The sequence below is a fragment of the Thermosynechococcus sp. M98_K2018_005 genome (assembly GCF_015295825.1).
In the GTDB taxonomy this organism is placed as follows: Bacteria; Cyanobacteriota; Cyanobacteriia; order Thermosynechococcales; family Thermosynechococcaceae; genus Thermosynechococcus.
This window is the reverse complement of record NZ_DVEH01000088.1, coordinates 1-3,018: the sequence shown is the minus strand read 5'-3', so window position 1 is coordinate 3,018 and position 3,018 is coordinate 1. Positions and strand designations below refer to the sequence as shown.

General features: G+C 54.2%; 3 protein-coding genes. All 3 read right to left on the bottom strand.

Annotated elements, in window-relative coordinates; genetic code table 11:
• On the bottom strand, window positions 1-882 hold an 882-nt coding region (locus IGQ15_RS11095), incomplete at its 3' end, for an iron uptake porin (RefSeq protein ID WP_297051750.1).
• A gap of 275 nt (window positions 883-1,157) precedes the next feature.
• A complete protein-coding gene (locus IGQ15_RS11090; protein WP_297051748.1) occupies window positions 1,158-2,834 on the bottom strand; it encodes a DUF3685 domain-containing protein in 1,677 nt (558 codons plus the stop codon).
• A 33-nt stretch (window positions 2,835-2,867) separates the two neighbouring features.
• Entirely contained in the window at window positions 2,868-2,978 is a 111-nt protein-coding gene (locus IGQ15_RS12095; protein WP_363315852.1) for a hypothetical protein, read from the bottom strand.
• Window positions 2,979-3,018: the final 40 nt, after the last annotated feature.

Below are 3,018 nucleotides of genomic sequence, written 5' to 3'. Positions count from 1 at the left end.
ACTGGTCCCATCATACCCAAGACGCCCCATGTTGGTATTCATCAATGATGGGATTCCGGCGCTATAGGCAGGAATATTAGCGGCCTGTAACCGCAACCGCAGGCGATCCTTGCCGTAGAAGCTGGTGTCAAAGTTTAAGCGCACCCGAGTGTTGGCAACTGTATTGTCGTCAATCGTGGGTGGGTTAGGGTTAAGGGGAGGGACAGGGCTATAAACCGTGCCTGGAAAAGCAGGACGGTCATTCGTCAAAATATCCGAGATGTTGAAGATGACGGTGGCGCTGAGTTTGGTGAGGGTAGCGAATTGAGTGGCTTCCACCTTCTTAACACGGTCTTCAAGCTTGGTGACGCGGCCCTTAATGGCGGTGAGTTCCTTGGAAAACTCCTCCGTCAGGCGGCGCAGCTTTGCAAGATCTTCCTTGGTGGCAAAGCGATCGCTAATCACATCGAGGCAGGCATTTAAAGCCGCAGCCATTTCAAAACGTGTCGCTGCTCGATTGCCTCGGAAGGTGCCATCGGGATAACCCGCAATACAGCCGTATTTCTCGACAAGGGAGGCCAAAGCCTGATAGGCCCAGTCCGTGGGGCGTACGTCCGATAGTTGGCTAACGGAGGTCACTTGACCCATGCTCGATGTCGTGGCAACACCCTCTGCTTCCAGTTCAGCCACTGAGGGAAAAGAGAGGTTGCTGGGGCGATTTTGGGCAACAAGCGTTGTGCTGGTTGGCAGGGTAGTTAGGGATTCAGCACCAGCAGTAGGGGTTTGAAACTGAGTGGCACTGAAGTTGGCCAAAGAGGTATCGGCTGCTGTAGCTGCACCTGCCAGCACGCCTAACAGTAAAACAGGCGAGGTCAAAACCAAGCGCGGAAAAATGCGGGACATAGCGTCTTACTCCTTCACTCCTCTATGAACTTGTCCTAAAGAACAAATCCCTAGGACAGAATTCTCCTTGAACTGTTGATCCTGCTGAGATGATCGCTAAAGCTATGCATCTGTCAGCCAGCTGAGCTATCGAACTTTCTTACAGAGGCTTTAGCACATCTCATAGCAACTATCCCCAAGGGATAGAGATAGTTACTTATCACCTAAGATTCTAACACTGGGTTCGTTGGCTTAAGGTTATCTCAAGGTTAGGAGCCGTTTAAGAATAGGCCAGCTCAAGGTTTGGATGAGGTTTTTGGGGCTTCAGAGCGACTCCAGCCGCTGCTGACAGATTGCCCAATCCCCTGCAGAATGCCTCGGCCAATCAGCCCCAAACCGCGACCAATCACCTGGGTCAGCAGATACACCACCCCCTTACCGACCCAAGCCACGACTGCCCGTACTGGAGGTGCCAAGGCATCGCGAGCCTCAAGAGCCAAGGTCAGAGCGTAGGGAATCCCCTTGAGTTGCATTAGTTCCTTTTGACGGGGGACGGTCAGCGCCAGTTCCTGAATCCCTCGCTCCGTCAGCCGCAGTAAAACCAAGCGACTTTCAAAGATGTTTTGCGGTTCCTTGACCCAACGTTGCCAGCGGTAATGCCAAGAGAGCGCGTTGCGAAAGCGTTCCAGTTCGCGCGTTGAGGTGTATTGCGGCTGAAAAAATGTGTGTTGAATCACTTCGCTATAGCAACACCGATTCAGCAGCGGATAGACAATGCTATTGGCAACAGTGAGCAACCAGTGATCGAGGAGGGCATCGAGGATCTCCAAGGCGGCCGCGGTGCCGTAGCGATAGGTCTGCTGATGGAGGGTGAGGGGCTGTTGCACCAGTAAATGGGCCAGCATTTCCGCCACAAAGGGGATTGGCTTCAGATAGACGCTGGCCACAGTTTCTCTTTCTGTGAGCAATTGCTCAATGAGGTCGGCGTCACTGCCGAGGGCAAAGCGATAGGGACGAAAAAACTCCCGCAGGCTCTGTTCCCAGAGGTCTTGCAGTAGGGAGCTACCCCGCTGGTGCAGAAATTCAATACTGGGCGGTGTCGCTTGTAAAGTGCGCACGAGGAGATCCCACTGCCGCAGGATGGTATAGAGCAGTTCCCGCCGCTGCTGTAGGGTCAGCACCTCTAACTCCAAAGGCCGCGCAGTTAGGTTCAAGAGATCCGACTGCATCCGTTGCAAGCAGCGATCCACCAATTGGGAAATGATCTCAATCTGCGGACGCACGGGGGACACCAGCGGCGCAGGAGGGGCTTGACTTGGCTGTGGCAATAAACGCGACACCAGCCAGCGGGCGGCACGAATTTCCCGATAGCGACCTTCGCACACCAGGCGTTCGAGGGGAGAGAGGCGCGATCGCCCCAAGTACTGATCTAAGGCCTGTAACCACGCATCCATCTCCCCCAGTCCCTGCTGGAGAACCTGATACCGCCAACGATCCCACCGCTTGGGAAACAGCACACTCAAGGGCGGCTTTGGGGGCGTGACTGTGTGAACGATCTCCCCTCGGGCAATGGCTAGAATTCCTGCCAAAAGATCACTCAGTGCCGTATTGCGATGGTAAATGCCTTCAACACCCGCCTGTTGGGCAAGAGAGACTAATTCAAGGGCAGCGGGTCGGACAGTGAGAAGTACCCGCAGGGTAGGATAGTGCTGCTTCAACCACTGCCACAGCCAAGGGGTGGTGGCATCATTGACTGTGAGTTGGGCATCACAGAGCACAATCCAAGGCGTGGGTTCTTGATCGAGGGGCATGTTTTCCAGATAGGTGATCAGACCGTGGCCATCGTGAAAGACCAGCGGCTCAATCCCCAACTGCTGCTGAATTCCTGTCCAAAGGCCAAGGCGCACCACATCCTCTCCCTCGACAATGATGAGACCAAAGCTGGGGGAGGCATCAGCAGTGATAGGGGACATCGACATTTGCGCAAGACTGAGTTGGGGTTGGGACTATTCAGATATTGACTGACAAGCCGCGCCATGACAATTGGTTGCATACATTTGACCAAAAATGGCCTCAAGATTGGCGATCGCCATTGTGGGGGGACTGGTGGGCGTAATATCCCCATAGCCAACACTGGTGAGGGTTGTAAAGCTAAAA